The sequence below is a fragment of the Pseudomonas sp. BF-RE-25 genome (assembly GCF_019956105.1).
In the GTDB taxonomy this organism is placed as follows: Bacteria; Pseudomonadota; Gammaproteobacteria; order Pseudomonadales; family Pseudomonadaceae; genus Aquipseudomonas; species Aquipseudomonas migulae.
Genome location: NZ_JAHBDB010000040.1, coordinates 21,652 through 48,204, shown reverse-complemented (window position 1 = coordinate 48,204; position 26,553 = coordinate 21,652). Strand labels below are relative to the sequence as shown.

30 protein-coding genes are annotated in these 26,553 nt (G+C 58.1%); 15 read left to right on the top strand and 15 right to left on the bottom strand.

Going from position 1 to position 26,553, the window contains the following annotated elements:
• Positions 1 to 143: 143 nt before the first annotated feature.
• The 5 genes from KGB24_RS18830 to colR form a co-directional block, all read right to left on the bottom strand.
• Entirely contained in the window at positions 144 to 371 is a 228-nt protein-coding gene (locus KGB24_RS18830) for a hypothetical protein (RefSeq protein ID WP_032828991.1), read from the bottom strand.
• Positions 372 to 373: 2 nt separating this feature from the next.
• The gene (locus tag KGB24_RS18825; protein ID WP_008032110.1) at positions 374 to 1,087 is read right to left on the bottom strand and encodes a lipopolysaccharide kinase InaA family protein; all 714 of its coding nucleotides are present in this window, start codon (positions 1,085 to 1,087) and stop codon (positions 374 to 376) included.
• A 4-nt stretch (positions 1,088 to 1,091) separates the two neighbouring features.
• Positions 1,092 to 1,760: a class I SAM-dependent methyltransferase gene (locus tag KGB24_RS18820; protein ID WP_223415695.1), complete on the bottom strand. Its 669-nt coding sequence runs from the start codon at positions 1,758 to 1,760 to the stop codon at positions 1,092 to 1,094.
• Between the two features lie 152 nt (positions 1,761 to 1,912).
• Complete coding sequence (locus KGB24_RS18815) at positions 1,913 to 3,193, bottom strand: sensor histidine kinase (RefSeq protein ID WP_008032115.1); 1,281 nt, start codon at positions 3,191 to 3,193, stop codon at positions 1,913 to 1,915.
• A complete protein-coding gene (colR, locus tag KGB24_RS18810; RefSeq protein ID WP_008032118.1) occupies positions 3,183 to 3,866 on the bottom strand; it encodes a two-component system response regulator ColR in 684 nt (227 codons plus the stop codon). Before colR ends, KGB24_RS18815 begins: the two co-directional genes overlap by 11 nt.
• 219 nt (positions 3,867 to 4,085) lie before the next feature.
• Between colR and KGB24_RS18805 the strand changes: the two genes are divergently transcribed.
• Positions 4,086 to 4,829, top strand: a complete 744-nt coding sequence (locus tag KGB24_RS18805) for a phosphatase PAP2 family protein (RefSeq protein WP_223415696.1) — start codon at positions 4,086 to 4,088, stop codon at positions 4,827 to 4,829.
• Between the two features lie 170 nt (positions 4,830 to 4,999).
• Here KGB24_RS18805 and groL read toward each other — a convergent pair whose 3' ends face one another.
• The 4 genes from groL to KGB24_RS18785 all read right to left on the bottom strand — a co-directional run bounded on the left by groL (position 5,000) and on the right by KGB24_RS18785 (position 8,508).
• Positions 5,000 to 6,643, bottom strand: a complete 1,644-nt coding sequence (groL, locus tag KGB24_RS18800) for a chaperonin GroEL (RefSeq protein WP_008032122.1) — start codon at positions 6,641 to 6,643, stop codon at positions 5,000 to 5,002.
• Positions 6,644 to 6,692: 49 nt separating this feature from the next.
• Positions 6,693 to 6,986 carry a co-chaperone GroES gene (locus KGB24_RS18795; RefSeq protein WP_008032125.1) on the bottom strand — a complete coding sequence of 98 codons (294 nt, stop codon included), beginning with the start codon at positions 6,984 to 6,986 and terminating at the stop codon, positions 6,693 to 6,695.
• Positions 6,987 to 7,233: 247 nt separating this feature from the next.
• Entirely contained in the window at positions 7,234 to 7,710 is a 477-nt protein-coding gene (locus KGB24_RS18790; RefSeq protein ID WP_008032127.1) for an FxsA family protein, read from the bottom strand.
• 66 nt (positions 7,711 to 7,776) lie between these two features.
• On the bottom strand, positions 7,777 to 8,508 hold the full coding sequence (locus KGB24_RS18785) for a HugZ family protein (RefSeq protein WP_223415697.1): 732 nt from the start codon (positions 8,506 to 8,508) through the stop codon (positions 7,777 to 7,779).
• 164 nt (positions 8,509 to 8,672) lie between these two features.
• Here KGB24_RS18785 and KGB24_RS18780 point away from each other — a divergent pair, with 164 nt between their 5' ends.
• Entirely contained in the window at positions 8,673 to 9,431 is a 759-nt protein-coding gene (locus KGB24_RS18780) for an SDR family oxidoreductase (RefSeq protein WP_223415698.1), read from the top strand.
• A gap of 120 nt (positions 9,432 to 9,551) precedes the next feature.
• Here KGB24_RS18780 and apbC read toward each other — a convergent pair whose 3' ends face one another.
• Positions 9,552 to 10,646 carry an iron-sulfur cluster carrier protein ApbC gene (gene apbC, locus KGB24_RS18775; protein WP_223415699.1) on the bottom strand — a complete coding sequence of 365 codons (1,095 nt, stop codon included), beginning with the start codon at positions 10,644 to 10,646 and terminating at the stop codon, positions 9,552 to 9,554.
• A gap of 267 nt (positions 10,647 to 10,913) precedes the next feature.
• On the opposite strand from apbC, the gene metG reads away from it, so the two are divergent.
• The 8 genes from metG (at position 10,914) to KGB24_RS18735 (ending at position 17,918) form a co-directional block, all read left to right on the top strand.
• Positions 10,914 to 12,965: a methionine--tRNA ligase gene (gene metG / locus KGB24_RS18770; protein ID WP_207285853.1), complete on the top strand. Its 2,052-nt coding sequence runs from the start codon at positions 10,914 to 10,916 to the stop codon at positions 12,963 to 12,965.
• Between the two features lie 129 nt (positions 12,966 to 13,094).
• The gene (locus KGB24_RS18765) at positions 13,095 to 13,664 is read left to right on the top strand and encodes an electron transport complex protein RnfA (protein WP_223415700.1); all 570 of its coding nucleotides are present in this window, start codon (positions 13,095 to 13,097) and stop codon (positions 13,662 to 13,664) included.
• Positions 13,661 to 14,881, top strand: a complete 1,221-nt coding sequence (gene rsxB / locus KGB24_RS18760; RefSeq protein ID WP_223415701.1) for an electron transport complex subunit RsxB — start codon at positions 13,661 to 13,663, stop codon at positions 14,879 to 14,881. The genes KGB24_RS18765 and rsxB overlap by 4 nt, the downstream gene beginning before the upstream one ends.
• Positions 14,868 to 15,857, top strand: coding sequence for an RnfABCDGE type electron transport complex subunit D (locus tag KGB24_RS18755; protein ID WP_223415702.1), 990 nt, complete (start codon positions 14,868 to 14,870; stop codon positions 15,855 to 15,857). Before rsxB ends, KGB24_RS18755 begins: the two co-directional genes overlap by 14 nt.
• Positions 15,854 to 16,465 carry an RnfABCDGE type electron transport complex subunit G gene (locus tag KGB24_RS18750; RefSeq protein ID WP_223415703.1) on the top strand — a complete coding sequence of 204 codons (612 nt, stop codon included), beginning with the start codon at positions 15,854 to 15,856 and terminating at the stop codon, positions 16,463 to 16,465. Before KGB24_RS18755 ends, KGB24_RS18750 begins: the two co-directional genes overlap by 4 nt.
• On the top strand, positions 16,458 to 16,967 hold the full coding sequence (locus tag KGB24_RS18745; protein WP_223415704.1) for an Rnf-Nqr domain containing protein: 510 nt from the start codon (positions 16,458 to 16,460) through the stop codon (positions 16,965 to 16,967). The genes KGB24_RS18750 and KGB24_RS18745 overlap by 8 nt, the downstream gene beginning before the upstream one ends.
• Before the next feature lie 25 nt (positions 16,968 to 16,992).
• The gene (nth, locus tag KGB24_RS18740; RefSeq protein ID WP_008032146.1) at positions 16,993 to 17,631 is read left to right on the top strand and encodes an endonuclease III; all 639 of its coding nucleotides are present in this window, start codon (positions 16,993 to 16,995) and stop codon (positions 17,629 to 17,631) included.
• A gap of 107 nt (positions 17,632 to 17,738) precedes the next feature.
• The gene (locus KGB24_RS18735) at positions 17,739 to 17,918 is read left to right on the top strand and encodes a PA3496 family putative envelope integrity protein (protein ID WP_007898493.1); all 180 of its coding nucleotides are present in this window, start codon (positions 17,739 to 17,741) and stop codon (positions 17,916 to 17,918) included.
• A 90-nt stretch (positions 17,919 to 18,008) separates the two neighbouring features.
• Here KGB24_RS18735 and KGB24_RS18730 read toward each other — a convergent pair whose 3' ends face one another.
• A complete protein-coding gene (locus KGB24_RS18730) occupies positions 18,009 to 18,635 on the bottom strand; it encodes a response regulator transcription factor (protein WP_008032148.1) in 627 nt (208 codons plus the stop codon).
• Between the two features lie 487 nt (positions 18,636 to 19,122).
• Here KGB24_RS18730 and KGB24_RS18725 point away from each other — a divergent pair, with 487 nt between their 5' ends.
• Entirely contained in the window at positions 19,123 to 19,758 is a 636-nt protein-coding gene (locus KGB24_RS18725; RefSeq protein WP_008032150.1) for a hypothetical protein, read from the top strand.
• Between the two features lie 136 nt (positions 19,759 to 19,894).
• Here KGB24_RS18725 and KGB24_RS18720 read toward each other — a convergent pair whose 3' ends face one another.
• Together KGB24_RS18720 and KGB24_RS18715 are read right to left on the bottom strand one after the other, a co-directional pair.
• On the bottom strand, positions 19,895 to 21,112 hold the full coding sequence (locus KGB24_RS18720) for an argininosuccinate synthase (RefSeq protein WP_008032151.1): 1,218 nt from the start codon (positions 21,110 to 21,112) through the stop codon (positions 19,895 to 19,897).
• A gap of 129 nt (positions 21,113 to 21,241) precedes the next feature.
• Positions 21,242 to 22,150 carry a flagellar protein MotY gene (locus KGB24_RS18715; protein ID WP_223415705.1) on the bottom strand — a complete coding sequence of 303 codons (909 nt, stop codon included), beginning with the start codon at positions 22,148 to 22,150 and terminating at the stop codon, positions 21,242 to 21,244.
• 159 nt (positions 22,151 to 22,309) lie between these two features.
• Here KGB24_RS18715 and pyrC point away from each other — a divergent pair, with 159 nt between their 5' ends.
• Complete coding sequence (gene pyrC / locus KGB24_RS18710) at positions 22,310 to 23,356, top strand: dihydroorotase (protein WP_008036439.1); 1,047 nt, start codon at positions 22,310 to 22,312, stop codon at positions 23,354 to 23,356.
• Entirely contained in the window at positions 23,353 to 24,030 is a 678-nt protein-coding gene (gene rnt, locus KGB24_RS18705; protein ID WP_008032156.1) for a ribonuclease T, read from the top strand. Before pyrC ends, rnt begins: the two co-directional genes overlap by 4 nt.
• 165 nt (positions 24,031 to 24,195) lie before the next feature.
• On the opposite strand, the gene KGB24_RS18700 is transcribed toward rnt, so the two are convergent.
• Positions 24,196 to 24,798 carry a peroxiredoxin gene (locus KGB24_RS18700; RefSeq protein ID WP_008032158.1) on the bottom strand — a complete coding sequence of 201 codons (603 nt, stop codon included), beginning with the start codon at positions 24,796 to 24,798 and terminating at the stop codon, positions 24,196 to 24,198.
• 312 nt (positions 24,799 to 25,110) lie between these two features.
• On the opposite strand from KGB24_RS18700, the gene KGB24_RS18695 reads away from it, so the two are divergent.
• Both KGB24_RS18695 and bfr read left to right on the top strand, forming a co-directional pair.
• The gene (locus KGB24_RS18695; protein ID WP_008032160.1) at positions 25,111 to 25,329 is read left to right on the top strand and encodes a bacterioferritin-associated ferredoxin; all 219 of its coding nucleotides are present in this window, start codon (positions 25,111 to 25,113) and stop codon (positions 25,327 to 25,329) included.
• 199 nt (positions 25,330 to 25,528) lie between these two features.
• Entirely contained in the window at positions 25,529 to 26,005 is a 477-nt protein-coding gene (gene bfr / locus KGB24_RS18690; protein WP_008032161.1) for a bacterioferritin, read from the top strand.
• Positions 26,006 to 26,165: 160 nt separating this feature from the next.
• On the opposite strand, the gene grxD is transcribed toward bfr, so the two are convergent.
• Complete coding sequence (gene grxD, locus KGB24_RS18685; protein WP_008032163.1) at positions 26,166 to 26,507, bottom strand: Grx4 family monothiol glutaredoxin; 342 nt, start codon at positions 26,505 to 26,507, stop codon at positions 26,166 to 26,168.
• Positions 26,508 to 26,553: the final 46 nt, after the last annotated feature.

Here is a 26,553-nt window from a genome sequence, read left to right as displayed (position 1 = left end):
GCTGGCGATGGTGTGTCAGTCGACATCACCGTGGCTGACCCACCATCGCCAGCAAGCCGGCTCCTACAGGGGTTGCGTGAATTGACACGGAAATGAAAAAGGCCTCGCATTTTGCGAGGCCTTTTATTTGGGCTTCAATCTGGTCAACTCTGCGGCCTCAGTCCTTGAGAAAGTCCGAACATGAACAGTAATAAATCATGATCGGGTTGGGTTGCAACGGTCGCCTTCGCAACCCGCGGCATCGGACAACGCGCGTCCCCGTTCACTGAACCGAGGACCTGCGTGCGGGGCTGCTCCCAAGCCGCCACCGCCAGTGAAGCAACTGCCAAGGCTCCTATCAGGAACAAACCTCTAGCAATTTCGAGTTTCATTGCTATAAACCTTTGATAGCGCTGCCAAACGCCGTCTCATAAAGGTAGACGAGATTTTTCCAGTCCGTGTCGCTGAACGACGAGTGGCGGCGCAGTTGCCGCATGTCATGGGTAGCGGCGCGACGGGCGGTCAAACGTTTCCGGCTCTTCTCCAGATCGAGCATGGCAATCTCGACGCTGGCGGCCTCGCCCTCACCAGTGACGCGTACGAATACGTGCTTCATATAGAGGCAGCCGTGCTGCCAGCGGCCCTTGTGCATGCGGGCCAGATTCTCGGCCAGATCCTTCAGGATCCGGTCATGCACCGCCTCGCCATGGCGCTCGCGACCACCACCTGCATACCAGTGTTCGATTTCTTCGAAACCGTCCAGTGCCTTGGTCACCAGCAATGCGCGCCACTTGTGAACCGGGTCATGCTGCGCACCGCAGAAAACGATTTCCGGAACACGCACGTCGATCAGGCGCATGCCCATGAGCGCATCTCGCTCACGCAACACCGTCGGCCGACCGAATGGATGCAGCCAACTCCGATAGGTATGTCCGGTCTGACGCTTGACGTAGAGCAGTTGTCCACTGCTGCTCTTGATACGCTGCACGCCACTTTCGCCGCCGCGACGGACGTTGGGTTCTTCAACCCATTCACCGCGCTGATTCCAGAAATAGTCAAAGCGATCCTGGGAAGCGACGTCCGTTTCTGCTGCACACTGCACTGCCATTGAGTTACCTCTTGCGTAATACATAAACCCGCCACATGGCATAGAGCGGTAGAAAGTCCAGTTGTTCCTGGATTCGAAAACCCGCCTGCTCGAACTCCTTTTCGACCGTAGCAGCCGGTAACACAAATCGGTTTTGGTAACCGAGATGCCCACGTGTTTTTTCAAGCCGCCTGCGTTTCCAGGCTTTGAAGTTGCCGTCTACCCACAACGAAAGAATCACACTGTCACGCGTGACGCGTTCGAACTCACGCAGAATGGCCAGTCGATGCTCGGCTTCACCGATGTGGTGCAGCAAGCGCATACAAAAAATGCTGTCGACGGCGTTATCAGGCAAGGCAATGTCGAACGCAGATGTGTGCAAGGGTTGTACCCGTTTCACCACATCGGCCGGTTGCGCCTTCAAAGCGATCTTCAGCATGGACTCGGAGTTGTCCGCACCGATAATCACCCGATTGGCTTTTTCCGCCAGTAGTGGCCAGAAGCGCCCGGCACCGCAGGGTAAATCGAGAACCAGACCAGGTTCACCGGCCAGTGTCAAAGCCTTGCGCGCCAGTTGCTCGTCACGCCAATGGGACAGTCGACGACCGAGTCCGTCCTGATGTTTGCGCAGGTATTTCTGAGCGTGTTGATCGTCGTATTTTTCGGAAAAATCAAGTTTGATCGGGCCAGCCATCACGAAGGGCTCCTGCGTTTCTGATGACCACTACCCTAAGGAATGGTGTGTCAGCGCCAGGTCATGCCTTCGTGAAAAAATCGTGGTGTAAAACCCCGATTTATTTCGAGGTTTTACAGGTTGACGGCAGTGGCCGAGGGCCACCAACGAAATCAACTATCGCGCTGACTCAGCGTCACCTGAAAACGACAGCCATTGGGCTCCATATTCGTCAGGCTGACATTCCACCCCTGGTTCTCGCAGATCCGCTGCACCAGCGACAGGCCCAGCCCCAGGCCTTCACCGCGTTTCTCGTTGCCACGCACGAACGGCTCGAACATCGCCTCGCGTTTTTCCTCGGGAATGCCCACACCGCTGTCCTCGACCGTGAAACCGGCGGTCGTCAGCGTCAAACGGATGAAGCCCTGTTCGGTGTAATGCAGCGCGTTACGCAGCAGGTTACCCATGACTGCGTGCAACAGGGTTGCGTTGTAGCAAGTGCTGGCCGGATTGCCCGGTTCAAATATCAGCGACAGCCCTTTTGCCTCGATCGGTTCTCGCCATAAATTGAGCAGCCCGCCGGCGACCTGGCTCAAGGACTGTTGCGGCGCCATGCTGGCGTCTTCATGTTGGGCGCGGGCCAGCATCAGGAAGGTTTGCACCAGCTCACGCATCTCTTCGCAGGCGCGGGCGATTCGTTCAACCTGAGCCCGCCCCCGCTGGTCGATGCCGGGGTTTTCCAGCAACAGTTCACAGGAACTGGCCAGCACCATCAACGGCGTGCGCAATTCGTGGCTGACGTCACTGGTGAACAATCGCTCCCGGGTCAATGCCTGCCGCAAGCGCCCGAGGGTGGCGTCGAAGGCTACCGCCAGCTCGCCCACTTCATCAGCGGCGTAGTCCGGTGCCAACGGGGGCGCCAGCCCCAGGAGCTGATCGCGGTGACGCACCTGCCGAGCGAGGCGCACCACCGGCGCCATCACTTTGCGCGCGAGGACCCAGCCGAGGAACACCGCCAACGCAAGGCTCAAGACGAAGCCCACCAACACCACCGCGAACAGCACCCGCTCGCGCTCTTCGAAATCACTCTGGTCTTGCAGCAGCACATAATGCCGGCCGTCGACGACTTCGACCATCGCGTGATACGACAGCTGCTCCCGGAACACCTCGTGAAAACCCGGCTCCAGATGTCGCAAATCCTTGGGCAAGTCGAAATCGCCCGGCCCGCCGCTGAAGTAGAACAGCTGGTCTGGTTCGGGGCGATGGCTCCAGTCAGAGACACTGTCCATCAACAACAGACGTTGCAGATCGCCACCCAGACCTGCCGAAATCAGTTTTTCTTCCACCAGGTGCACGGTTGCCACAATGCCCATGGCGAAGGCGCCTGCCACCAATGCGCTCATCAGCGCAAAGGCGATGATGATCCGTTGAGCAAGGCTCTGTTTAAACTCCATCACGGCCCTCGGCCAAGCGATAACCCACACCGTGTACGGTTTGCAGCAACGGCTTGGCGAACGGCTTGTCGATCACCTGACGCAATTGGTGGACGTGGCTGCGCAGGCTGTCGCTGTCCGGGCAGTCATCGCCCCACAGGGCCTCTTCGAGAATTTCCCGGCGCAAGACGTGCGGACTTTTCTGCATCAGCACGGCCAACAGTTTCAGGCCGACCGGGTTGAGTTTCAGCAAGCGCCCTTCGCGGGTGACTTCCAGGGTATCGAGGTCGTAGCTCAGATCGCCGACTTGCAAGGTACGACGACCGCCGCCCTGTGCCCGGCGCATCACTGCTTCGATCCGCGCGGCCAGTTCAGACAGGGCGAAAGGCTTGATCAGGTAATCATCGGCCCCGGACTTGAAGCCTTGCAGCCGGTCGTCCAGTTGATCGCGAGCAGTCAGCATGATCACCGGGGTGTCACGACGAGCGTCTTCGCGCAGGCGTTTGCACAAGGTATAGCCGTCGATGCCGGGCAACATGATGTCGAGCACGATCAAGTCGTAGTGCTCGGTGGCCGCCAGGTGCAGGCCAGACAAACCGTCCTGCGCGCAATCCACGGTGTAGCCTTTGAGCCCCAGGTAATCGGCCAGATTGGCCAGGATATCGCGGTTGTCTTCAACCAATAGAATTCGCATGGGCACCTCCTCCGTACACAGTAACGGCCGTCTTGGCCCGCGCAGCTTAAGGCCTGGCGTGGCGCAGAGCCAGAACTGTGTGCAGTGGTCAAACCCATTGATTAACCCGGTGTGACGTTGACGATTTTTTCACTATCGGTTCACACAGCCGCGACAGAAACAGGCCCAAACTCCGCGCGGCTGCGCTCTCAAGAACATTTAACCGACCAAGGAACTGCCATGGTTTCGACCACTGCCCGCCCCGCCTCTCGCCCTCTGAACTTCTGGGTGTGCCTGGGTGTGCCCGCCGTTACGGCGATCATTCTGGTGCTGCTCGAACTGACGTCCGTGGACATGGACCTGGCGAGGATGTTCTATGACCCGGCCGCGGGGGATTTCATCGGACGGCACAGTTACTTCCTCGAAAACATCCTGCATGACCGCGCCAAACAAGTGGTCATCGCGTTTTCGGTGTTGGCCATCTTCGGCTTCATCGGCGCCTTTTTCATCGACCGGCTCAAACCGTTCAAACGGGAACTGGGCTGCCTGGTGCTGTCCCTTGGCCTGGCGACCTCTTTTGTCACGCCCGTCAAAGCGGTGACCGCAGTTCAATGCCCATGGAGCCTGGAGCAATTCGGCGGTCATGAAACCTACAGTGAACTGCTCAGCCCGCGCCCACCGACCGAAAAACCCGGCCGTTGCTGGCCGGGTGGTCATGCCGCCACCGGTTTCACGTTGTTTGCGCTGTTTTTCGTGCTGCGCGACCGACGTCCGCGTCTGGCGCGCAAGGCGCTGGTGTTCGCGTTTGCGCTGGGCACGGTTTTTTCCATCGGCCGGATGCTGCAGGGCGCGCATTTTTTCTCGCACAACGTGTGGACAGCGATTTTCTGCTGGCTGATTTGTCTGGGGTCGTATTACTACATCCTTTATCGACCGGCGTTGAAGGCTGATCGAGTAACCAAGGCAGAACCTGTCAGCGTCTGATCTGACGCCTTCGCGGGCAAGCCACGCTCCTACAGGTTCAGCGTGATCCTTGTAGGAGCGAGGCTTGCCCGCGAAGGCCGCGACTCGGTCTCCCGACATACCAAATCTAGGCAATAAAAAACCCCGCCTGCTTTCGCAGGCGGGGTTTTTTCGTACGGGGTAAGGCTGGCTTACATCATGCCGCCCATGCCGCCCATACCGCCCATGTCTGGCATGCCGCCGCCAGCTGGTGCGTCTTCCTTGATCTCGGCGATCATGGCTTCGGTGGTGATCATCAGGCTGGCAATCGACGAAGCCGCTTGCAGAGCCGAACGAGTCACTTTGGCCGGGTCCAGGATACCCATTTCGATCATGTCGCCGTATTCGCCGGTGGCAGCGTTGTAACCGTAGTTACCCGAACCCTGCTTGACCTTGTCCACAACTACGCTTGGCTCGTCGCCGGAGTTGGCAACGATCTGACGCAGTGGAGCTTCTACAGCGCGACGCAGCAACTGGATGCCAACGTTCTGGTCATCGTTGTCGCCTTTCAGCTCGGAGATAGCCTGCAGAGCGCGAACCAGTGCCACGCCGCCGCCAGGTACCACGCCTTCTTCAACGGCTGCACGGGTAGCGTGCAGGGCGTCTTCAACGCGGGCTTTCTTCTCTTTCATTTCAACTTCGGAACCAGCGCCAACCTTGATCACTGCAACGCCGCCGGACAGCTTGGCCAGACGCTCTTGCAGTTTTTCACGGTCGTAGTCGGACGAAGTGTCGGCCACTTGCTGACGGATCTGCAGAACGCGAGCCTGGATGTCAGCCTCAACGCCGGCACCGTCGATCACGGTGGTGTTTTCTTTCGACAGGATCACGCGCTTGGCATTACCCAGGTGTTCCAGGGTAGTGCTTTCCAGGCTCAGACCGATCTCTTCGGAGATAACGGTACCGCCAGTCAGAACAGCGATGTCCTGCAGCATGGCCTTGCGACGGTCGCCGAAGCCTGGAGCCTTGACGGCTGCGACTTTGACGATGCCACGCATGTTGTTCACAACCAGAGTCGCCAGGGCTTCGCCTTCAACGTCTTCGGCCACGATCAGCAGTGGACGGCCGGCTTTGGCAACGGCTTCCAGTACTGGCAGCATTTCGCGGATGTTCGAGATCTTTTTGTCGACCAGCAGGATCAGCGGACCGTCCAGCTCGGCAGTCATGGTCTCTGGCTTGTTGACGAAGTACGGGGACAGGTAGCCACGGTCGAACTGCATGCCTTCAACAACCGACAGTTCGTTTTCCAGGCCCGAGCCTTCTTCAACGGTGATCACGCCTTCTTTACCGACTTTTTCCATGGCTTCGGCAATGATGTCGCCGATGGAGTTGTCGGAGTTGGCCGAGATGGTGCCGACCTGAGCGATTGCCTTGGTGTCAGCGCATGGCTTGGACAGGGCTTTCAGCTCTTTGACGATAGCGATGGTCGCTTTGTCGATACCGCGCTTGAGGTCCATCGGGTTCATGCCGGCAGCGACGGCTTTCAGGCCTTCGTTGACGATCGATTGAGCCAGAACGGTAGCGGTGGTGGTGCCGTCGCCTGCGTCATCGTTGGCACGGGAGGCAACGTCTTTGACCAGCTGCGCGCCCATGTTTTCGAAGCGATCTTTCAGCTCGATTTCTTTGGCAACGGACACGCCGTCCTTGGTGATGGTCGGAGCGCCGAAGCTCTTCTCGATGATCACGTTACGGCCTTTAGGGCCCAGGGTCGCTTTTACTGCGTCAGCCAGGACGTTTACACCGGCGAGCATTTTCTTGCGGGCGGAGTCGCCGAATTTAACTTCTTTAGCAGCCATGATCGATATTCCTTAAATACTTTGTAGTAGCGGGAAAATGAGCGGGGAATCAGCCTTCGATAACAGCGAGAATCTCGTTCTCAGCCATTACCAGCAGGTCTTCGCCGTCGACTTTCACGGTGTTGCTGCCGGAGTACGGGCCGAACACAACCTTGTCACCCACTTTCACGGCCAGCGCACGCACTTCACCGTTGTCCAGCACGCGGCCGGTACCTACAGCGAGCACTTCGCCGCTGTTGGCTTTTTCAGCAGCCGAACCTGGCAGGACGATACCGCCAGCGGTTTTCTTTTCTTCTTCGCTGCGACGGATGACGACGCGGTCATGCAGAGGACGAAGCTTCATTGTCGATCTCTCCTAATTGTGGTTTTCATCGGCCGGTGTAGTCCCGGCGGGTTTAACAAATCCGGCGGTGCCGGGTGCGGTTCGTCAAGCGAACCGCGGAAGTCTGTCTGGCGTGATTGCCAGAAACCTTGCGGTGACCGTTACATAAGGGCGCATAAGCTTATTACAAGGGCGGGGATCGAAATTTTTTACGTTGATGCCCCGAAAACGAACACGGCACCCGAAGGTGCCGTGCAGGTGAAACGATTTACTTGGAATCGCGGTGTTCGAACTCGCCTTCGATCACGTTCGGCTCTCGGCCCAACGGCTCGCGCGGGGCAGGACCGCCACGCGGCTGAAGATCATCGGCGAACGCACGCTGACGGATCGCCGCCTCTTCGGCGCGCTGGCGCATTTTATTGGCCAGCAGTCGACGCGAGATCGGCAGCAGCATGATCAGGCCCAGCACGTCGGTGACGAAGCCCGGCAGAATCAACAGACCACCGGCCAGGGCCAACATCAGGCCTTCGAGCATGGTCTGGGCTGGCAGTTCGCCGCGGTTCAGGCTTTCACGCGCACGCAGCGCAGTTGCCAGGCCGGCGATGCGCAGCACGAACACGCCGAGCATCGAGCCGAGAATGACCAGCAGCAGCGCCGGGAAAAACCCGATCGCACCGCTGACCTTGACGAATACGAACAGCTCCAACACCGGAAACAGTACAAAGAGCAATAAAAAAGGGCGCATCAAATGGTTCCTCAACGCAAGAATGCCTTGCCAGTCTTCCCTAGATGACGTCGCCCTTTCGTGAATTCAAGCACCGGCCACTTCATTTTTCGGCCAATGTTCGGCGTGAGCCAGGAAAACCAAGGCCTCCCGAACTTGTGTCGGCGTATTACACGGGGCTTGAAACGGTAGCCAGTACAGCGCCTGACCAATGCGCAGGTGCATGCCTTCAGTGTCGATCCCGGCCAATTGCGCCGGCTCGGTTTTCGGCAGCCCCGCCAGTTCGACGTAGTGGGCGATGGCTTTGGCGTGATCGGCGTTCATGTGCTCGACCATGCTCACCTCGGCCTTGCCGGCGAACGGATTGGCCAACGTCAGTTGATCGACCCAATGAATCGCGCCGAAGCCACCGATGTAACGGTGACGCACGGGTTTAAGCACCCAGAAATCGAAATCGTGGGCCTTGTGGTAATTCTGCGAATCCGGGAAGTAACGGTAGTAGCGCTCGGCTGCCGCTTCAATCGCAGCCGCGTCCTCGAGTTTTTCTGCTTCGGCGAGGTATGTCAGGCGGCCGACGGCTTGCACGTCTTCGGCCCCGCGCTCACCGACGAACAGCGAACACTTCGGGTCTTTCTGCAGATTATGCGTGTGCTGGGCGATGCGGCTGATCAGGATCAGCGGCCGGCCCTGCTCGTCCAGACAGTAAGGAACCACGGAGCCAAACGGGAAACCGGGCATCGCCTTGGAGTGCGTCGACAGCACTCCGCGGTATTCCTTGAGAAGCAATTCTCGGGCATTCTTGGCCGCTTCAACGCTCAATTTATGACTCCTTATATAGAATCCGTCGAAAAAACGGACAGGCGACTGCAGAAAGTTCCAGTCCGCCATCGGGGCAGTTCTCATGTGCAGCCAGGCCACATCAGGTGCAGATCGAGAGGCTCTCTAGAAGGAAGACCACTCCAACCTGCAACTGGGGCACGCGAATGCAACTCACTGACAAAGTAATCATTATCACTGGCGGTTGCCAGGGTTTAGGCCGTTCGATGGCCGAGTATTTCGCCGCCAAAGGCGCGAAGCTTGCGCTGGTTGACCTGAACCAGGAAAAGCTCGATGACGCCGTTGCCGCGTGCAAGGCCAAGGGCGTCGAGGCCCGCGCCTACCTGTGCAATGTCGCGAATGAAGAGCAAGTGACGCACATGGTCGCTCAGGTGGCCGAAGATTTCGGCGCGATCCATGGGCTGATCAACAACGCCGGGATCCTGCGTGACGGGCTGCTGTTGAAGGTCAAGGATGGCGAGATGACCAAGATGAGCCTGGCCCAATGGCAAGCGGTCATCGACGTCAACCTGACCGGCGTGTTCCTGTGCACCCGCGAAGTCGCGGCGAAAATGGTAGAGCTGAAGAATAGCGGCGCGATCATCAACATCTCGTCGATCTCCCGCGCCGGCAACGTCGGCCAGACCAACTACTCGGCAGCCAAGGCCGGGGTTGCGGCGGCGACCGTCACGTGGGCAAAGGAATTGGCGCGTTACGGCATCCGCGTTGCGGGCATTGCACCGGGCTTTATCGAGACCGAGATGACGCTGGGCATGAAGCCTGAAGCGCTGGAGAAAATGACGTCCGGGATTCCGCTCAAGCGCATGGGCAAGCCGGAAGAGATCGCGCATTCGGCGGCGTACATTTTCGAGAACGACTACTACACCGGCCGGATCCTGGAAATGGATGGCGGGTTGCGGATCTGACCAACACCGCAAAACCAATGTGGGAGCGAGCCTGCTCGCGATAACGGTGTGCCAGTCAACGCATCTGTTGAATGTTAATCCGCCATCGCGAGCAGGCTCGCTCCCACAATTGGATCGCGATTAATCGTCGCTGATGGTGATGTTCGGCATCGCCGGGGTCGCCGCTTCCTGCAACACGATCCGCGCGCCGACATGGCGGGCGAGTTCCTGGTAAACCATCGCAATCTGGCTGTCCGGCTCGGCGATCACCGTTGGCTTGCCGCCATCGGCCTGTTCACGAATGGCCATCGCCAGCGGCAACGACGCCAACAGTTCGACGCCGTACTGATTGGCCAGCTTCACCCCACCGCCCTCACCGAACAGATGCTCGGCATGCCCGCAGTTCGAGCAGATGTGCACCGCCATGTTTTCCACCACGCCCAGCACCGGAATGTTGACCTTGCGGAACATCTCCACACCTTTGCGCGCGTCCAGCAACGCCAGGTCTTGTGGGGTGGTGACGATGACAGCACCGGCCACCGGGACTTTCTGCGCCAGAGTCAGCTGGATGTCGCCGGTGCCAGGCGGCATGTCGATGACCAGGTAATCCAGATCGCCCCAGGCGGTTTGTGTCACCAGTTGCAACAGAGCACCAGAGACCATCGGCCCGCGCCAGACCATCGGCGTGTTGTCGTCGGTCAAAAACGCCATGGACATCACTTCGACGCCATGGGACTCAATCGGCACGAACCACTTCTGATCCTTGACCTTTGGTCGGGTGCCTTCGGGAATGCCGAACATGATGCCCTGGCTCGGACCGTAAATGTCCGCATCCAGAATCCCCACCTTCGCGCCTTCGCGGGCCAGGGCCAACGCGAGGTTGGCGGCGGTGGTGGACTTGCCCACGCCGCCCTTGCCGGACGCCACGGCCACGACGTTCTTGACGTTGGCCAGGCCCGGGATCTGTGCCTGAGCCTTGTGTGCAGCGATCACACTGGTGATATCAACGCGGGCGCTGGTGACGCCGTCGAGGCCTTCGATGGCCATCTGCAGCATCTGCGCCCAGCCACTTTTGAACAGGCCGGCGGCGTAACCCAACTCCAGCTGGACGCTGACGCGATCACCCTGGATGTCGATGTTGCGCACGCACCCGGCGCTGACCGGGTCCTGGTTCAGGTAAGGGTCGGTGTATTGGCGAAGGACGGCTTCCACCGCTGCGCGATTGACGGCGCTCATGGGCAACTCCGATAGCAAGACTGGAAAATCAGGCGGGTATCGTACCTGTTCTGATCGTTTGGCGGCATGCCGAAAAGATCTGTAGGAGCCGGCTTGCCGGCGATAGCTGACTTGAAGGCGCCATCGCCGGCAAGCCGGGCTCCTACAGGAACGCGGCGCATCGCATGAATCCACGTCAGTCATCCAATGAAACAGGCGCACGGGGTGAAAAATATGCGCCGGCGCTTTATAGTGGCCGACCTCCGTTTCATCAAGTAGCCGAGCCCCATGTCCGAGCCACGCAAGATCCTCGTCACCAGCGCCCTGCCCTATGCCAATGGTTCGATCCATCTTGGCCACATGCTGGAATACATCCAGACCGATATGTGGGTGCGCTTCCAGAAGCACCGCGGCAACCAATGCATTTATGTCTGCGCCGACGACGCCCACGGTTCGGCGATCATGCTGCGCGCGGAAAAGGAAGGCATCACCCCGGAACAACTGATCGCCAACGTCCAGGCTGAACACAGCGCCGACTTTGCCGAGTTCCTGGTGGACTTCGACAACTTCCACTCCACTCACGCCGAAGAAAACCGTGAGCTGTCGAGCCAGATCTACCTAAAGCTGCGCGACGCAGGGCACATCGCCACGCGCTCGATCACGCAGTATTTCGACCCGGAAAAGAAAATGTTCCTGGCCGACCGCTTCATCAAGGGCACCTGCCCGAAATGCGGCACCGAAGACCAGTACGGCGACAACTGCGAGAAATGCGGTGCAACCTACGCACCGACTGACCTGAAGGATCCGAAGTCGGCCATCTCTGGCGCCACCCCGGTGCTCAAGGATTCCCAGCACTTCTTCTTCAAACTGCCGGACTTCCAGGAAATGCTGCAAACCTGGACCCGCAGCGGCACGTTGCAAGACGCCGTCGCGAACAAGATCGCCGAATGGCTGGATGCCGGCCTGCAACAGTGGGACATCTCCCGCGATGCGCCGTACTTCGGTTTCGAAATCCCAGGCGAGCCGGGCAAGTACTTCTACGTCTGGCTGGACGCGCCAATCGGTTACATGGCCAGCTTCAAGAACCTGTGCAACCGCACGCCGGAGCTGGATTTCGATGCGTTCTGGGGCAAGGATTCCACCGCCGAGCTGTACCACTTCATCGGCAAGGACATCGTCAACTTCCACGCCCTCTTCTGGCCAGCGATGCTCGAAGGCGCCGGTTTCCGTAAACCGACCGGCATCAACGTGCACGGCTACCTGACCGTCAATGGTCAGAAAATGTCCAAGTCCCGCGGCACCTTCATCAAGGCCCGGACCTACCTGGATCACCTGTCGCCGGAATACCTGCGTTATTACTACGCGGCCAAACTGGGACGCGGCGTCGACGACCTCGACCTGAACCTCGAAGACTTCGTGCAGAAGGTCAACTCCGACCTCGTCGGCAAAGTCGTCAACATCGCCAGCCGCTGCGCCGGTTTCATCCACAAAGGCAACGCCGGCGTGCTGGTGGCCGGTAACGCCGCGCCGGAACTGACCGAAGCCTTCCTCGCCGCAGCGCCAAGCATTGCCGAAGCCTACGAGGCTCGCGACTTTGCCCGTGCCATGCGCGAAATCATGGGCCTGGCCGACCGCGCCAACGCCTGGATCGCCGACAAGGCGCCTTGGTCGCTGAACAAGCAGGAAGGCAAGCACGATGAAGTCCAGGCGATCTGCGCGCTGGGCATCAACCTGTTCCGCCAACTGGTGATCTTCCTCAAGCCGGTATTGCCACTGCTGGCCGCCGATGCCGAGGCGTTCCTCAACGTCGCGCCGCTGACCTGGAACGATCACGCAACCCTGCTCAGCAACCATCAGTTGAACGAGTTCAAGCCGCTGATGACCCGCATCGACCCGGTGAAAGTGCAAGCCATGACCGACGCTTCGAAAGAAGACCTTACCGCCAGCCAGACCGACACCGGCGAAGCTGCACCTGCCGGCAACGGCGAACTGGCGAAGGATCCGCTGTCGCCAGAGATCGAATTCGATGCGTTTGCCGCCGTCGACCTGCGCGTTGCGCTGATCGTCAAGGCCGAAGCCGTGGAAGGCGCCGACAAGCTGCTGCGCCTGACCCTCGACATCGGGGACGAGCAACGCAACGTGTTCTCCGGGATCAAGAGCGCTTACCCGGATCCGTCCAAGCTCGATGGTCGCCTGACCATGATGATCGCCAACCTCAAGCCACGGAAAATGAAGTTCGGCATCTCCGAAGGCATGGTGATGGCGGCCGGTCCTGGCGGTGAAGAAATCTACCTGCTCAGCCCCGACAGCGGTGCCAAGCCAGGTCAACGTATCAAGTAAGATCCTGCGGCAAACCGATCCCACAGTCGTGCCCGACGCGACTGTGGGATTTTCATATCTGGCCCCCCCTCCTTCCTTGCCGGATAATGCCTAACCTTGTTAGCAAGGCTTCTTTCTTCCGGCACGATCATGACCGAGATGCTTCTTACGCTTATCAGCGCTGCCCTGATCAACAACGTCGTGTTGCACTGGCCGCTGGGCGTCGATCCGCTGCTGGGCAGCGAGCGCCGTCAGGTGCATGCGCTGGGCATTGCGACGACGTGCCTGATGCTGATCGTCGGAATGCTCGGCTACGCACTCTATTACTGGCTGCTGGCGCCGCTGGAGCTGACTTCGCTGCGCTTGTTCGCGTTTCTGCCGCTGAGCGTGTTGTTGATCACACCACTGCTGAAGTTGCTGGCAAAGGTGTTTTCGACGCTTTCGTTCGAAGGGCTCTGGCCCCTGCTGCTCGGCAATGCCGGCGTGCTCGGTCTGGCGCTGATCAACGCCCAGGAAAACCACGGATTTTTCCACGCCACAGCCCTGAGCCTCGGCGCCGGGCTGGGGTTCTGGCTGGTGCTGAGTCTGTTCAGCGACTTGCGCCAGCGCACCCTCGATAACGATGTTCCCCTGCCCTTTCGCGGCCTGCCGATCGACCTGATCGGCGCCGGACTGATCGCAGTGGCTTTTCTCGGTTTCAGCGGACTGATCAAAACATGAGTCTGATTCAACGCATCGACGCCCTCTTGCCGCAGACCCAGTGCGGCAAATGTGGTCATCCCGGATGCAAGCCGTACGCAGAAGGCATCGCCAGCGGCGAGCCGATCAACAAGTGCCCGCCCGGCGGCAGCGAAACCATTGCAGCCTTGGCTCAATTGCTGAAAGTGCCGGTGCTGGAGCTGGACGTCAGTCGCGGCTCGGCCCCGGCGCAAATCGCCTACATCCGCGAAGCCGAGTGCATCGGTTGCACCAAGTGCATTCAGGCGTGCCCGGTAGACGCCATCGTCGGCGCAGCGAAATTGATGCACACGGTGATCATTGACGAATGCACCGGTTGCGACCTTTGCGTGGCTCCTTGCCCGGTGGACTGCATCGAAATGCGGCCGTTGCCGCTGGCCACGGTGTTGCCGATTGTCGGAGGCCTGGCGGTCAGCCCTGAAGAACAACAGGCGCGTACCGCCAAACGCAATCACGCCCGGCGTCGCTTTGAACAGCGCAACGCCCGCTTGCACCGCGAAGAAGAACAGAAACTCGCCGAGCGTCAGGCCCGGGCACATCGCGCTGCGCAACAGCAGCACAGTGAAGTGACAACGCTCGACCCGGTTCAAGCCGCACTGGAGAGAGTTCGTGCGCAGAAAGCGGCCAATGCCGATGCGGCGTTGAAGAAAGCCAAAATCGATCTCGCGATGAGCCGCGCGCAACTGAACAAATCGCTCAAGGCGTTCGGTCATCCGCCGACCTTCGAACAGCAGTCGCAACTGATCGTCCTGCAACAGCAATTCGACGCCGCTGAACACGCCTTGGCGCAGTTGGAAAACAGCGCACCACCCGCCGCTGCACCTGCGGCGCCAGTGAAGGACGCGGAGCTGAAGCGGGCGAAAATACAGTTGGCCATGCGCCGCGCCGAACTCAAGAAAGCGCAAACTAGTGACGCCCCAGCCGAGCAGATCGAAGCCCTGGAGCGCGCACTCGGCGACGCTGAAAAAGCCCTGCACGCGGCAGAAACTGCAAGCGCGCAGCCTTTACCTGACCTGGCACGTATCGAAAAACGCCCCATCGACAGCCAGCTTCGACAGCTGAAAACCGAATTGGCCTACGCTCGCGCGGATGTCAGCAAACTCGAACGTCGCACTGACACCCCCGCCGAGGTAATGGACAAGGCGCGCGCTCGCCTGCAAGAAGCCGAGCGCCAGGTGGATGCCTATGTCGCCCCTTGAATCGGTCGACGAGCGCCTTCAGCAGGCCATGAAGCTGGTGTTGCTGGCCACCGTGCCGGGGATGCTGGTGCTGTTCTGGTTGTATGGCTGGGGCGTGTTGATCAATTTGATCCTGGCCGGCGTTACCGCGCTGGCCGTTGAAGCGGCCGTGTTGTGGCTGCGCAAACGCCAGATCAAACCGACCTTGAGCGATGGCAGCGCGCTGGTCAGTGCGACGCTGCTGGCCCTGGCGTTGCCGCCGTATTGCCCATGGTGGCTGACGGTCTGCGCCGCGGCATTCGCACTGCTCGGCAAACAACTGTATGGCGGTGTGGGGAAAAACCCGTTCAACCCGGCGATGCTCGGTTTCGCTTTGGTGCTGGTGACCTTTCCCCAACCAATGACTCACTGGCCTTCGTCCCACGGCATGGACCTGCTCGGTGGTCTGCAGCAAGTGTTCGGTTTCAGCCTCAGCCAGACACCGGATGCGTGGGTTCAGGCCACGGCGCTGGACAGCTTGCGAATCAACAAAAGCCTGACCATGGACGAACTCTTCGCCAGCAATCCGGCGTTCGGCCACTTCGGCGCGCGCGGCGTGGAATGGGTCAACCTGGCATTTCTGGCGGGCGGTTTGTTTCTGCTGCAACGGCAGGTGTTCAGCTGGCATGCGCCGGTGGGCATGCTTGCCAGCCTGTTCGTCATCAGCCTGCTGTGCTGGAACGGCTCGGGCTCCGACTCCCATGGTTCCCCCCTGTTTCATCTGCTCACGGGCGCGAGCATGCTGGGCGCATTCTTTATCGTCACGGAGCCGGTGTCCGGCGCAAAAATCCCAGGCGCCCGACTGCTGTTCGGTGCGGGCGTGGGACTGCTGACTTACCTGATTCGCACCTGGGGCGGCTATCCGGACGGCGTTGCGTTTGCAGTGTTGTTGATGAATCTTTGCGTGCCGGCGCTGGAGCGGTTTGTCGCGTCCAGGCAGGAGCCGATTTCGCCATGAGCCGAACGTCGAGCGCTGTGATTTTGCTGTTGCTGGCAGGCCTGGGGATTGGCGCAACCTACCTTGTGCAGTACAGCAGCGCGCCACGTATCGCAGCCGAACAGCGACGGATCGACAGCCGCAACCTGCTCGATTTGCTGCCCTCCGACAGTTACGACAATCAACCGCTGGAGCAGCCGCTGCACCTCGGCAGCACGGCATTGACCAACAGCACCTTGCTGGGCGGCTACCTCGCAACCAAGGCCGGCCAACCCGTTGCGGTCCTGCTGCGCAGCCAGACGATCGGGTATGCGGGCGCCATCGATCTGCTGATCGCCATTGACGCGAACGGCAAGTTGCTGGGGGTCAAGACCCTGAAACAATCGGAAACCCCGGGGTTGGGTGCGCGTATCGCCGACTGGCCCAACACCTGGTTTCAGGCGTTCACTGGCAAATCCTTGAATGAACCCGCCGACAGCGGTTGGGCGTTGAAAAAAGATCAGGGTCAATTTGATCAAATCGCTGGCGCGACCATTACCTCCAGAGCCGTGATCAATGCTATCCACGATGCTCTGCGCTACTTCGATGAACACTCGCGTCAGCTGATCGGGAGCGGCCTCCATGAATAAGTCCGCAAATTTACAGAACTCACTGATGCTCGCGCCGCTGATCGGCGCCACTGACTCATTAGTGACCGCACTGGGTGTGTGGTTGATGTTCATCGTGGTGATCAGTGCGTTTGGTGCGAGCATGGCTGCCGTGCGATCCCGACTGATCCCGGCGTCCCGCTTGTTCGCAGGCGTCCTGCTGGCGGCCACGCTGACCGGTTGTGCAGAACTCGCCGCGCAGGTCTGGTCACTTCAATGGCACCAGCATTCGGGTTTTTATGCAGCACTGATCGCTTTGCAGTGCGTCGTGTTGGAACATACCGGTTTTTTCCAGAGTGCATGGCGTGAGCGCCTGCGCCTGTGTGTCCTGTTCGGCGCGCTGATGGTCGGCCTGGGCCTGCTGCGCGAGCTCCTCGGCGACGCAGGCTTGCGCCTGGCCACGTTGGCACCTGGCGGCTTCATTCTGCTGGGCTTGCTGATCGCCGCCTGGCAAGCCTGGCCCCGCCCGACTCCCTCACATTGATCGCTTCCGAGGAAACGCACTGCCCATGAATGCCGCAAAACGTCTGGAAATTTTCCGCAGGCTGCATGAAGACAATCCGGAGCCGAAGACCGAACTGGCCTACTCCTCGCCATTCGAATTGCTGATCTCGGTGATTCTCTCAGCACAATCGACCGATGTCGGCGTCAATAAAGCCACCGCCAAACTCTACCCGGTGGCCAATACGCCACAGGCGATTTACGCGCTGGGCGTGGAAGGTCTGTCCGAGTACATCAAGACCATCGGCCTGTTCAACAGCAAGGCAAAAAATGTAATCGAAACCTGCCGCTTGCTGGTGGAACGCCATGGCGGGGAAGTGCCGCAGACCCGTGAAGAGCTGGAAGCGTTGCCCGGTGTCGGCCGCAAGACTGCCAACGTGGTGCTCAATACTGCTTTCCGCCAACTGACCATGGCCGTGGACACGCATATTTTCCGGGTCAGCAATCGTACCGGCATCGCTCCCGGCAAGAATGTGGTCGAGGTCGAGAAAAAACTGATGAAGTTCGTGCCGAAGGAATATCTGCTCGATTCCCATCACTGGCTGATTCTTCATGGGCGTTACGTTTGCCTGGCTCGCAAGCCTCGCTGCGGCAGTTGCCGGATAGAAGACCTGTGCGAATACAAGCACAAGACTTCGGACGATTGAGGCGCTATTAGGTTTTTTGATTTATCGATTGAAAAAATCTTTTTTACCCGCGAGGCGATTATCGATATAAGGAGCGCCAAAGGCAGTCTTAGCCTGGAGTTAACCTTATGAGCACTGGCAAAGAGCAATTGGACGTAGAAGACGACTTCACACCCGTTGAGGCCGATGACGCGGAACCGGTGGTTGAAGTGGCAAAGACCAACCTGAGCAAACGCCGCACCATCGATAATCTGCTGGAGGAGCGCCGACTGCAAAAGCAATTGGCCGATTACGATTTTGACCTATGACACCTGAAAGCCTCCCGAAACGGAGGCTTTTTACTAGGTGCGAAACCTTGAAAACGCCCACTCTTTACGCCCCGTCAAGCACTGGCCCAGTCATACCAACCCATTGCGTTGAGCCAGTTCGATCAGGTCAACCAGGGACCGCGCATTGAGTTTCAACAACAGCCGCGTCTTGTAAGTACTGACGGTTTTATTGCTTAGGAACATTCCATCGGCAATTTCCTTGTTGGTCTTGCCACGGGCCAGCTGCTGCAAGACCATCATCTCCCGCCCCGAAAGACGATCCACCATATCGGCTTCACTGGCATTCCCCAGACTGGAGCGCACGGTATGCAAGGCTTGATTGGGAAAGTAACTGTAGCCCGACAATACAGCCTTTATTGCACTGAGCAACTCAGTGAGATCCTGTTGTTTGCAAACATATCCGGCAGCACCGGATTGCATGCAACGCATCGAAAAATGCCCGGGAGCCTGTGAAGTCAATATCAGTACTTTCATTGGCATCGCTGCCGATGCCAGACGTGCAATGACTTCCAACCCATCCAGTTTAGGTATTCCAATATCCAGGATGACAATATCCGGCATATGTTCACGAGCTAGTTGCAATGCATCCACGCCATTATCTGTTTCTGCAATGACTTCGTAGCCATGACGTTCCATCAGCATACGTACCGCAAGACGAATGACGGGGTGATCATCCACGATCAGCACTTTATTCATGGGCAAGTCCAATTTTCGCTGTTCGAATTTTTAGAGCCCGCACAATAGCCTAGTCGTTTCACCCATGGCATGCCGCTCCCCCCAGTCACCCACACCGAGAGACATTCCCTACAAACAACGCGGAATAATCTTACAAAAAATCTTGAAACACGGCGCACCAGAAACTTTATCTGTCTCATGATATTTCAGTATTCAACAGTTTTTTGTTTCGACTTACAACCAGCGCTCCACACAACAACCGTTGACCAAGATGATCCGACACACGCCAACGATTGGTCTACCCTTGTAGGGTAATTGATATTTCTCGGCCTGCCACTTATACCAGAAACATCAAACACAAAGCCTTACACCAAAAGTCAGTTAATAACAAATGAATGACAAAACAGATATATCCGAATTATAAAACCACCGTTACGATAGCAACTTCACACACCAACAATCACCCACCAACCCAATGAGAAAAGACAAACTAATATGAGTAAAAAACATGGTAAAACTCAAACAACGAATCACCAACCCCATGACAGTCATCGCGATATTCGCAACACTGTCTGAAACATCAGCAGCCATCTCTCTGCCCTTCCTAGATGACGAAAACAAAGAGATTTACATCTGGTTTTTAATCAGTTTTCCCTTTTATTTGCTGTTTCTTTTCTTCGCCACCCTTAACTTCAATTATCGATCGCTTTATGCGCCTTCCGATTTTGAAAAGGGAAAGCACTTCATAAAGGTGATGGATAACGCAGAGCGTTCAGGTAACGCGCAAGATCCACCCGACGAGATCGGCTTACAGCCAAGTCTTTCGGTTCAGTACCCTATTCGGCTGCCCGAGTCACTCAAGGACCTGCACATCATTGATGCGCGGTGGATGAACAAAAAAAATCAGTTCCGCGCCCTTCTGGAACAGCTTCGCCAGCCCATGGGGAATCCGGCACACGTTGTCGTGTTTCTCGTTGTTGGCGAATCGGAGACGTTACTGAAAGAAAGCGCACTCAAGTTTTGCAGAAACGCAAAAAAACGCAGCAGCGCAACGTTTTGCATTGCTTACAATTTGAGTTCACATGACGTGACGGTCATTGATCAATATTGCCGGGCTGATACACAGCAGGCAGTAGCTCTTTAGGATCAATGGGAGCGGACAGGAAGGTATTTAAAACAACAAGAATGTTGAATCGCAATGTCAGACAGAAAATCCCTATTTTCAAATGTGTGGCCTTGTCCTGGACAAGGCCACACATTCCATCAGCGTGTCAAAGATCTCAGAACAGCTTGCGACCTTTGTTTGCCGCGATACGCATGCGCAGCGCATTGAGCTTGATGAAGCCCGCCGCGTCGGCCTGGTTGTAGGCGCCGCCATCTTCCTCGAACGTCGCGATGTTGGCATCGAACAACGATTCGTCGGACTTGCGGCCAGTGACGATCACGTTGCCCTTGTACAGCTTCAGGCGCACGACGCCGTTCACGTGAGCCTGGGACGCATCGATCATCTGTTGCAGCATCAGACGCTCAGGGCTCCACCAGTAACCGGTGTAGATCAGGCTGGCGTATTTAGGCATCAGCTCGTCTTTGAGGTGAGCCACTTCGCGGTCCAGCGTGATCGACTCGATCGCACGGTGGGCGCGCAGCATGATGGTGCCGCCCGGGGTTTCGTAGCAGCCACGGGACTTCATGCCCACGTAACGGTTCTCGACGATGTCGAGACGGCCGATACCGTGTTCGCCACCGATACGGTTCAGGGTCGCCAGCACGGTGGCTGGAGTCATTTCGACGCCGTCCAGTGCAACGATGTCGCCGTTACGGTAAGTCAGTTCGAGGTATTGCGCCTTGTCAGGAGCCTTCTCCGGGGAGACGGTCCATTTCCACATGTCTTCTTCGTGCTCGGTCCAGGTGTCTTCCAGCACGCCGCCTTCATAGGAGATGTGCAGCAGGTTGGCATCCATCGAGTACGGGGATTTTTTCTTGCCATGACGCTCGATCGGGATCGCGTGCTTTTCAGCGTAATCCATCAGCTTTTCACGGGAGAGCAGGTCCCATTCGCGCCACGGAGCGATCACTTTCACACCTGGCTTCAAGGCATAAGCGCCCAGTTCGAAACGAACCTGGTCGTTACCCTTGCCGGTGGCACCGTGGGAAATGGCGTCAGCGCCGGTTTCGTTGGCGATTTCGATCAGGCGTTTGGCGATCAACGGACGAGCGATGGAAGTACCCAGCAGGTACTCGCCTTCGTAAACGGTGTTGGCGCGGAACATCGGGAATACGAAGTCACGCACGAATTCTTCGCGCAGATCGTCGATGTAGATTTCTTTTACGCCCATGGCCTGAGCCTTGGCGCGAGCCGGCTCGACCTCTTCGCCCTGACCCAGGTCAGCGGTAAAGGTCACCACTTCACAGTTATAAGTATCCTGCAGCCACTTGAGGATCACCGAAGTGTCCAGGCCGCCGGAATACGCCAGAACGACCTTGTTTACGTCCGCCATGCCATCACTCCACGGGGTTCTACGGAAAGCCGTCAAGTCTACCGGTCATGCAGGATAATTTACAGAGGCGCGACAGCTTATGACGACGAAGCGACAGATTATGTCGAGCGGGCGACGATGACAGCCGGTTCAGGATGTCTTCGCGGGGCTCGCCGATGCGGTTGTCTGAGGCGCCGGCTGCTCGGTGGGTGCGACCCGCGCCAGGTGCACATTGACCCGACGGTTCTTCGCCCGATTGGCGGCATTGGTGTTGGGTGCCAATGGATAACGCTCGCCGTGAAAGCGCACGGTGATCTGCGATTCCTGATAACCGTTGGCCTTGAAGAACTCCATGACCGCCAGGGCCCGACGCCGCGACAGGTCACGATTGGCCAGGCGATTGCCGCTGTTGTCGGAGTGGCCGTCGAGTTCGATGTGATTGACCGTCGGATCGGCCTTCATGAACTCCAGCATGACCTGCAACTGGGCCTTGGCCTGTGCGTCGAGATCCAGGCCGTCGCCGGGAAAGCCGATCTGCGTTTGTTTGACTTGCTCGAAATTCTTCGGCAGCAGCTTCGCCACACAGCTTTGATAATCGTTGAACGCCTTGCTGAACTTGACCGGCAACAACCGCACTTCCGACACCCGGCCATCGCCCGAATAATGTCGAACGACCGGGCTACGCCCGTCCATCAGGCCACTGATCAGGCGCCCGGCCTGAACTTGAGAACTGTTGAACAGCACATTGCCGCTGCCAATCTGCACGGAGCCCAGATTGATGTCGCCCCGCCCCGGCTGCCAGGGCGCTGCGGCTGCCAGCAGGGTCGCCGAGCCGCCGCCGACCATCGAGTTATAGGCTTTCAGACGAAACGTCGCCTGCTCGCCGGCGCGGCGCACGAACTCACCCGAACCGAAATCGGTGATCGGTTGAGTCAGGCGGCACTCGAACTTGTCCCCTTCGACCGTCCACTCGATGCTTTCCAGACGGGTCTGGAAAGTGAGCGCCATCGCGGGAAGGCTGGCAAACACGCTGAGCAAGGCTAAATAACGCTGGCGCACGGGAGGCTCCACTGGCTTCTACAACAAAAAGACCGACACACACATGTTTACGGCATACCTGTTGGATATCGGAAGCTTCCCGCAAAACTTGATAGCGAGTGCCTGAGAGAGTCTTTTCCGGTAGCATTCCCTTCAGTTTGACCCGCCTGGAATCCCCTCATGTCCGACCGCCTGACCCTGCTGCGTCCCGACGACTGGCATATTCATCTTCGCGATGGTGCCGTGTTGACCAATACCGTTGCGGATGTCGCGCGCACCTTTGGTCGCGCCATCATCATGCCCAACCTGGTACCTCCGGTGCGCAACGCCGCTGAAGCCGACGGCTATCGCCAGCGGATTCTCGCTGCACGTCCGGCTGGCAGCCGTTTCGAACCGTTGATGGTCCTTTACCTGACCGACCGCACCCAGCCCGAAGAAATTCGTGAGGCCAAGGCCAGCGGTTTCATTCATGCCGCCAAGTTGTATCCGGCCGGCGCGACCACCAACTCGGACTCTGGCGTCACCAGCATCGACAAGATCTTCCCTGCGCTTGAGGCCATGGCCGAAGTCGGGATGCCTTTGTTGGTTCACGGTGAAGTCACCCGTGGCGATGTCGACGTGTTCGACCGCGAAAAAATCTTCATCGATGAGCACATGCGTCGAGTGGTCGAGCGTTTCCCGACGCTCAAAGTGGTGTTCGAACACATCACCACCGCGGACGCCGTGCAGTTCGTCAACGAGGCTTCGGCCAACGTTGGCGCGACCATCACCGCGCATCACCTCTTGTACAACCGCAACCACATGCTGGTGGGCGGGATTCGGCCGCACTTCTATTGCCTGCCGATACTCAAGCGCAATACGCACCAGGAAGCCCTGCTCGACGCCGCCACCAGCGGCAGCGAAAAGTTCTTCCTCGGCACCGACTCGGCGCCTCACGCCCAGCATGCCAAAGAAGCCGCGTGCGGCTGTGCCGGTTGCTACACCGCTTATGCGGCGATCGAGATGTACGCCGAAGCGTTCGAACAACGTAACGCACTGGACAAGCTCGAAGCCTTCGCCAGCCTCAACGGCCCGCGCTTCTATGGCCTGCCGGTGAACACCGATCGCATTACTCTGGTCCGCGACGAGTGGACCGCCCCAACCAGCCTGCCATTTGGCGAGCTGACCGTTATCCCGCTGCGCGCCGGTGAAAAACTGCGCTGGCGCCTGCTGGAGGAACACGCGTGAGTGAAGACCATTACGACGACGAACAGGACGGTCAAGGCGGCGGAGGTGGTCCACGCCACCCGATGGCAGCTCGATTCCGTGGATACCTGCCAGTCGTTGTCGACGTTGAAACCGGTGGTTTCAACTCTGCCACTGACGCCTTGCTGGAAATAGCCGCGACCACGATCGCCATGGACGAGAAGGGTTTTGTATACCCTGACCACACCTACTTCTTCCGCGTCGAGCCTTTTGAAGGCGCCAACATCGAAGCGGCCGCACTGGAGTTCACCGGGATCAAACTCGATCACCCGCTGCGCATGGCGGTGAGTGAAGAAGCGGCGCTGACCGATATCTTCCGTGGCATCCGCAAGGCGCTGAAAGCCAACGGCTGCAAGCGGGCGATTCTGGTCGGGCACAACAGCAGTTTCGATCTGGGCTTCCTGAACGCGGCGGTTGCGCGTATGGACATGAAGCGCAACCCGTTCCATCCGTTCTCCAGCTTCGACACGGCCACCCTGGCCGGTCTGGCGTACGGTCAGACGGTGCTGGCGAAAGCCTGTCAGGCCGCCGATATCGACTTCGACGGTCGCGAGGCTCACTCGGCTCGCTACGACACCGAGAAGACGGCCGAGCTGTTCTGCGGCATCGTCAATCGCTGGAAACAGATGGGCGGCTGGGAAGACTACAACGACTGATCGGCTTTTCGTAGGAGCCGGCTTGCTGGCGATTCAGCCACCGCGGTTTGTCTGATTACCGAGGTGCCTGGATCGCCAGCAAGCCGGCTCCTACAGGAATCACCGCTTCTCCGCCCATAAAAAAACCGGCCTCCATGGCCGGTTTTTTTGTGCCTCGAATGCGCCTTACAGGGCAGCAGCATTCTCGGTCAGGTAAGCCGCGACGCCTTCGGTCGAAGCGGTCATGCCTTTGTCGCCTTTTTTCCAGTTGGCAGGGCAAACTTCGCCGTGCTCTTCGTGGAATTGCAGAGCGTCGACCAGACGGACCAGCTCTTCGATGTTACGGCCCAGTGGCAGGTCGTTGATGATCTGCGAGCGGACAACGCCTTTGTCGTCGATCAGGAACGCGCCACGGAAAGCCACGCCGCCTTCGGATTCAACGTCGTAGGCCTTGGCGATTTCGTGCTTCAGGTCGGCTGCCATGGTGTAGCGAACTTCGCCGATGCCACCATTGTTGACCGGGGTGTTGCGCCACGCGTTGTGGGTGAAGTGCGAGTCGATCGAAACAGCGATCACTTCAACGTTGCGGGCCTTGAAGTCGGACATGCGGTTGTCCAGAGCGATCAGCTCGGATGGGCAAACGAAGGTGAAGTCCAACGGGTAGAAGAACACCAGGCCGTATTTGCCTTTGATGGCCGACGACAGGGTGAAGCTGTCGACGATTTCGCCATTGCCGAGTACGGCTGGTACGGTGAAGTCAGGGGCTTGCTTGCCTACGAGTACGCTCATTGAATATCTCCTGGTGTAAAAACGTGAAGTTCCGGGTTTGCGCCAGCCTGCCACCCTCAGGCGACAGCCCTGTGACACCCACCCGCTTCATAAGGACCGGCCATCATACACTGCGTTTTTGAGCTGTCCTCAACGGATTTTCACCGACAGGCTAAATTCCCGGCGACACGCTTACTGGCAGATTGCCCGAGGAAAACCGTTCGTCAGTCACCCTCGCTTATAACGCAAAGCTTTCAGAAACCACTTTGACAATCATTCTCGTTAACATTAAGATCCATCGCAATTGAGTCATAACCAGCGACGGTTTCAGTTATGTATGTCTGCCTCTGCACTGGCGTCACCGACGGACAAATCCGCGAAGCAATCTATGAAGGTTGCTGCAGCTACAAGGAAGTCCGCCAAGCTACCGGCGTAGCCAGCCAATGCGGCAAATGCGCCTGCCTTGCCAAGGAAGTGGTGCGTGAAACCCTGACCAAATTACAAACAGCCCAGGCTGCGATTCCTTTCCCGGTAGAATTTACTGCCGCGTAAATACCCCATTCCAAAGAACCGGACTTCATGTCCGGTTTTTTTATGCCTGAAAATCAATTGGTTACGCCCTAGACGCGGAACACAAACATTCTTATTCCGATTAATTTTCATTTAAGTTTCAATAACTTAGGTTTGACACTCTTAGTTGTGCGGCTCAAACTCTACTTTATAGACGGCTAATACAGGGCAGGACCCCATCATGAAAGGCGACATTACAGTCATCCAGCATCTCAACAAGATCCTTGCCAATGAGCTGGTCGCGATCAATCAATATTTTCTGCATGCGCGCATGTATGAAGATTGGGGTCTGAACAAGCTCGGCAAGCACGAATACCACGAGTCCATCGACGAGATGAAACACGCGGACAAGCTGATCAAGCGCATCCTGTTCCTGGAAGGCCTGCCTAACGTGCAGGACCTGGGCAAGCTGCAGATCGGCGAGCACACCCAGGAAATGCTTGAGTGCGACCTGCGCATCGAACGCACCGGCCATGCCGACCTGAAAGTCGCGATCGCTCATTGCGAAACCGTTGGCGACTACGGTAGCCGTGAACTGCTCGAAGATATTCTTGAATCCGAAGAAGAACATATCGACTGGCTGGAAACCCAACTGGGCCTGATCGATAAAATCGGTCTTGAGAACTATCTGCAATCGCAGATGGGCGACGACGAGTAAGTTAGCGCTCTCTAAACTCAAGACAATAAAAAGCCCCGCTCTCTTTTAAGAGGCGGGGCTTTTTTGTGCCTGTGCTGTTGTAGGAGCGAAGCTTGCTCGCGAAAGCGGTGTGTCAGGTACAACGCCTTCGCGGGCAAGCCTCGCTCCTACAGAAAGCAGGTCAGGCTTCGGTCTTGGCAGCAGCGGCGGCTTCAACAGCCGCTTTGATGGTGCTTTGCAGCGAACCGTCTGCAGCCATCTCGGTCATGATGTCGCTACCGCCGACCAGCTCACCACCAACCCACAGCTGCGGGAAAGTTGGCCAGTTGGCGTATTTTGGCAGGTTGGCGCGGATTTCCGGGTTCTGCAGGATGTCCACGTACGCAAACTTTTCACCACATGCCATCACGGCCTGTGCGGCTTTCGCGGAGAAGCCACACTGCGGGGCATTCGGCGAACCTTTCATGTAAAGCAGAATGGTGTTGTTGGCAATCTGCTCTTTAATCGTTTCGATGATATCCATGAAGCACCTCGGCTGAACTTTCCGACTCGGGGGTCGGCACGGTGGC

Excerpts from the sequence above, each read along its gene's own strand:
- KGB24_RS18745 (WP_223415704.1), top strand. The coding sequence starts at position 16,458 with ATGAATAAGTCCGCAAATTTACAGAACTCACTGATGCTCGCGCCGCTG.
- KGB24_RS18700 (WP_008032158.1), bottom strand. The coding sequence starts at position 24,798 with ATGAGCGTACTCGTAGGCAAGCAAGCCCCTGACTTCACCGTACCAGCC.
- KGB24_RS18790 (WP_008032127.1), bottom strand. The coding sequence starts at position 7,710 with ATGCGCCCTTTTTTATTGCTCTTTGTACTGTTTCCGGTGTTGGAGCTG.
- KGB24_RS18765 (WP_223415700.1), top strand. The coding sequence starts at position 13,095 with ATGACCGAGATGCTTCTTACGCTTATCAGCGCTGCCCTGATCAACAAC.
- KGB24_RS18830 (WP_032828991.1), bottom strand. The coding sequence starts at position 371 with ATGAAACTCGAAATTGCTAGAGGTTTGTTCCTGATAGGAGCCTTGGCA.
- KGB24_RS18720 (WP_008032151.1), bottom strand. The coding sequence starts at position 21,112 with ATGGCGGACGTAAACAAGGTCGTTCTGGCGTATTCCGGCGGCCTGGAC.
- KGB24_RS18805 (WP_223415696.1), top strand. The coding sequence starts at position 4,086 with ATGGTTTCGACCACTGCCCGCCCCGCCTCTCGCCCTCTGAACTTCTGG.
- apbC (WP_223415699.1), bottom strand. The coding sequence starts at position 10,646 with ATGAGCGCCGTCAATCGCGCAGCGGTGGAAGCCGTCCTTCGCCAATAC.
- KGB24_RS18735 (WP_007898493.1), top strand. The coding sequence starts at position 17,739 with ATGAGCACTGGCAAAGAGCAATTGGACGTAGAAGACGACTTCACACCC.
- KGB24_RS18750 (WP_223415703.1), top strand. The coding sequence starts at position 15,854 with ATGAGCCGAACGTCGAGCGCTGTGATTTTGCTGTTGCTGGCAGGCCTG.
- KGB24_RS18755 (WP_223415702.1), top strand. The coding sequence starts at position 14,868 with ATGTCGCCCCTTGAATCGGTCGACGAGCGCCTTCAGCAGGCCATGAAG.
- colR (WP_008032118.1), bottom strand. The coding sequence starts at position 3,866 with ATGCGAATTCTATTGGTTGAAGACAACCGCGATATCCTGGCCAATCTG.
- KGB24_RS18780 (WP_223415698.1), top strand. The coding sequence starts at position 8,673 with ATGCAACTCACTGACAAAGTAATCATTATCACTGGCGGTTGCCAGGGT.
- grxD (WP_008032163.1), bottom strand. The coding sequence starts at position 26,507 with ATGGATATCATCGAAACGATTAAAGAGCAGATTGCCAACAACACCATT.
- rsxB (WP_223415701.1), top strand. The coding sequence starts at position 13,661 with ATGAGTCTGATTCAACGCATCGACGCCCTCTTGCCGCAGACCCAGTGC.
- KGB24_RS18730 (WP_008032148.1), bottom strand. The coding sequence starts at position 18,635 with ATGAATAAAGTGCTGATCGTGGATGATCACCCCGTCATTCGTCTTGCG.
- pyrC (WP_008036439.1), top strand. The coding sequence starts at position 22,310 with ATGTCCGACCGCCTGACCCTGCTGCGTCCCGACGACTGGCATATTCAT.
- bfr (WP_008032161.1), top strand. The coding sequence starts at position 25,529 with ATGAAAGGCGACATTACAGTCATCCAGCATCTCAACAAGATCCTTGCC.
- KGB24_RS18815 (WP_008032115.1), bottom strand. The coding sequence starts at position 3,193 with ATGGAGTTTAAACAGAGCCTTGCTCAACGGATCATCATCGCCTTTGCG.
- KGB24_RS18825 (WP_008032110.1), bottom strand. The coding sequence starts at position 1,087 with ATGGCAGTGCAGTGTGCAGCAGAAACGGACGTCGCTTCCCAGGATCGC.
- nth (WP_008032146.1), top strand. The coding sequence starts at position 16,993 with ATGAATGCCGCAAAACGTCTGGAAATTTTCCGCAGGCTGCATGAAGAC.
- KGB24_RS18820 (WP_223415695.1), bottom strand. The coding sequence starts at position 1,760 with ATGGCTGGCCCGATCAAACTTGATTTTTCCGAAAAATACGACGATCAA.
- metG (WP_207285853.1), top strand. The coding sequence starts at position 10,914 with ATGTCCGAGCCACGCAAGATCCTCGTCACCAGCGCCCTGCCCTATGCC.
- KGB24_RS18695 (WP_008032160.1), top strand. The coding sequence starts at position 25,111 with ATGTATGTCTGCCTCTGCACTGGCGTCACCGACGGACAAATCCGCGAA.
- groL (WP_008032122.1), bottom strand. The coding sequence starts at position 6,643 with ATGGCTGCTAAAGAAGTTAAATTCGGCGACTCCGCCCGCAAGAAAATG.
- KGB24_RS18795 (WP_008032125.1), bottom strand. The coding sequence starts at position 6,986 with ATGAAGCTTCGTCCTCTGCATGACCGCGTCGTCATCCGTCGCAGCGAA.
- KGB24_RS18725 (WP_008032150.1), top strand. The coding sequence starts at position 19,123 with ATGGTAAAACTCAAACAACGAATCACCAACCCCATGACAGTCATCGCG.